Raw genomic sequence first — 3,419 nt, 5'->3', positions numbered from 1 at the left:
CGAACACTCGAACGGTTTCTAACGCCCGCGAATTGATTTCGCGAACTGTTCGGAGACGCGCTTGGAACGCCTTCCACCGTTCTTCGATCCGTTCACTCATACGTCTGAATCCTCTAATTTGCTAATATACCGGACACAACTGTATAGTACAACCACTTCCCTCCAGTTAAACAAAGAAATCGTACTCCTTATAGAGTAAGGACTTGTTTCCCGATACTGGAGGTAGTTACTTTCTGCTTTACAACGTTAAGGAGATTCGTATGCGGAAGCTCAAAATCTTGGGCGCTTTGAGTTACTTTTTGCTTTCCGTTACCGCATTTGCAGTAGACAATTGCTGGCCGGGCAAGATTTTAGTGCAGTTCAAAGGAGATCCTAACCAATGGTTGGGTATGAAGGAACTGTCTCCGGCTGATGCCGAGATTGCCGACTTACTTAAGGAATGGCAAGTAACCTCGGCGAAACAAATGTTTCCACTGGCATTATCTCCAGAAGAAGTAGGTGGTATTCAGTTACGAACTTGGTGGAAATTAACCGTTCCCGAAGCTACCAATCTTGATGCTGCAATCGCCGCATTTTCTGCATCACCCTCAATCGCTTTTGCGCAACCGAGCTACATCTACACTACTGACATTGTTTACAACGATCCCCGGGCAACGTTGTCACAACAGTATGGACTATACATTACTCAAGGGGATTTGGCGCACGATTACGCGACTGGCAGCGATTCCGTGATTGTCGCAATTGTCGATACCGGTGTTCAGTACACCCATCCGGACTTATCACCGAACATGTGGATAAATCCTGGTGAAGATTTAAATGGGGATGGTGTTATTGACGCCACCGATCTGAACAGTGTCGATGACGATGCCGATGGTTATGTCGATAATTTCTATGGCGCTGACCCGACCTCGAATGATGGTGACCCAATGCCGAGTCCGACAAACTCTTCGCATGGTACTCATTGTGCCGGCATTGCCAACGCTCAAACGATGAACGGCGTCGGCGTTGCATCATTAGGATTCAACTGCCGCACAATGGCAGTTCGCGCGGGCTGCCAACAATACATAACGGAAGGTTATGAAGGAATCGAGTATGCCGCTCGTAAAGGCGCTCATGTAATCTCTTTGTCATGGGGCGGATCGACAACCGGTACTCAGGAACAACAAGTTATCGATTACGCCTGGAACCGCAATTGTGTGGTGTTAGCGGCAGCCGGTAACGACAATGTATCGAGTCCGCATTACCCATCGGCATTGAACAACGTGATTTCGGTGGCGTCAACTAATAGCACCGATGTAAAATCCGGTTTTTCGAATTATGGTACGACTGTCGATATCAGCGCACCGGGCAGCAACATCATGTCGACCATTCCTACCAATAGTTACTCAATGATGAGTGGCACTTCAATGGCGTGTCCATTTGCGGCTGGTTTGGCGGCATTGATTAAATCACGGATGCTGGCAGGCTCCAATCAGGATGTAATCGATATCCTCTTGGCAAGCGCCGACAGTAGTATCTACAGTCTTGGTGGTAACTCGAATTACTACGGTTTGTTGGGAGCCGGTCGCATTGATGCGATGCGGGCGATGGAAATGCTAAACGTACCTGAAGTGCACTATTCCGCCAACACGATTACCGAGTTGAGCGGTGATCATGACGGTCGGGTCGAACCGGGTGAATCGGCGAACTTGGTGCTGTATATGCAAGCGAGCGCTTCATTTGCAATGGTAGATACTTCGTGGCTCACGATTCGTTCCAACGATCCCGGCGTTACCATCCAACCGACAACCCGCAGTATGGGTTCTTTACAGCCAGGTCAGTTCTGGAACAACGAAACATCGCCCTTTATTATGACGGTAGCGAATGGCGGGGTGTTCCGCAATGTTCGCTTTACCGTGCAAGTGTTTGCCCAACCGGGTGATTTTAGTGCCGAATACTACTTTGACTATTACGTCGGTTGGCCGGAATTGCTCATCATCGACGACGACGAAGGCAGCAGCTTTGAGACGTATTACGATAGTGTTGCTACCGTAATGAACATTCAGTTCAATAAGTATGATATGACGATGAATGGGACCTTACCGGCGAACTTCATGCGCAACTATGGTTGGGTGATTTGGATTACCGGTAATGCGACCTCGACCATCGACGCTCTCGATCAAACAGCGATTACCGCTTACCTGCAAGCTGGTGGCAAATTGCTGATGGTATCGCAGAATATTCCCGAAGATCCTGCCGCCCTCTCGTTTTTGACGACTGTGGTCGATGTGACTCCATTGCATAACGATCTTCTGCACAATACGATCGAAGGGGTTCAAACCACTACGATAGGTAGTGCCGGGACTATGTATCTTGGCGGAGGACACGGCGCCGGCAATGGACGAGTATCTCAGAGTACTGTCACGGTGGGAACCAGTGCGACTGCTTGTTATACCTTGGGTACAACCGGTGAAGCCTGCGGTGTGCAAAAAGTCGTTGGTAACGGGAAGATCGTTCTCTTTACGGTGGCCTTGGAAGGAATTTCCACCACGGAAACTGGAACATTGAGCGATTTGTTGGCGAACATCCGAGTATGGTTAGCCCCCTCCGATGTATCGGAACCGGGGGAGCACAACTTGCCTTCGACCTACTCAGTGAGCGATATTTATCCCAATCCGTTTAATGCGACCGCTTCGCTACGTATCACATTACCGCAAGCGGCTGGCGCGAAAATTTCCGTATACACGACCGAAGGACGATTAGCAGTGTCGCAAGACTATCGACAATTACCCGCCGGGATTAACATCCTGCCCATCTCTTTACAAGGCATGGGAAGCGGCATGTACTTTGTCCGAATCGCGACAACGACGGGTTACACGACAACACGGAAGGCGATTTACCTTCGGTAGACTGCGGGTTAACGATTTGTGAAACCGGGCTATCGAAGGGTAGCCCGGTTTTTTTTGCGAAGAGAGCGGGGCGTGTTATTTTGTCCCGGGAACAGGGTAGGGGCGGACTCCCATGTCCGCCCGTCAATTGAAGGTCAGGCAGGATTGCCTAACCTCCAGTAAAACAGAAAAGAGGAGATCATGGCAGTAATCGAGTGGAAGGAACAGCGGATTGAGTTCAATCCGAATGAACCGGTCGGTGCAGTATTAGCCACCGCCGGTGTGAAGGATGCAATCGGAATTTTGCAAGGCGAAACGTTTTTCGATTTGCAGACCCCGACGCGCACCGAAGGGTCGTTCGTTCCGGTACTGCCGAATACGAAGCAAGGTCTTGAACTGTTACGTCATACCGCGGCGCACGTGATGGCGCAGGCGGTGGCGCGGCTTTACGGCAATGTTGAGTTTGCCATTGGGCCGGTCATCGACGACGGTTTCTACTACGATTTCGATCTCGAACACGTCTTCTCACCGGAAGATTTTCCGAAGATCGAA

Annotated in this window: 2 protein-coding genes; both read left to right on the top strand. The window is 50.1% G+C overall.

Annotated features, from left to right (window positions below; genetic code table 11):
* Window positions 1-260: 260 nt before the first annotated feature.
* Window positions 261-2,888, top strand: a complete 2,628-nt coding sequence (locus OEM52_14525) for a S8 family serine peptidase (protein MDK9701350.1) — start codon at window positions 261-263, stop codon at window positions 2,886-2,888.
* 180 nt (window positions 2,889-3,068) lie between these two features.
* Window positions 3,069-3,419: threonine--tRNA ligase (locus tag OEM52_14520; protein MDK9701349.1), on the top strand; the 351-nt coding region annotated here is incomplete at its 3' end.

The sequence above is a fragment of the bacterium genome, from assembly GCA_030247525.1.
Lineage (GTDB): Bacteria > Electryoneota > JAOADG01 > JAOADG01 > JAOADG01 > JAOTSC01.
The sequence above is the reverse complement of the archived record's forward strand: the minus strand, read 5'-3'. Positions and strand labels throughout refer to the sequence as shown.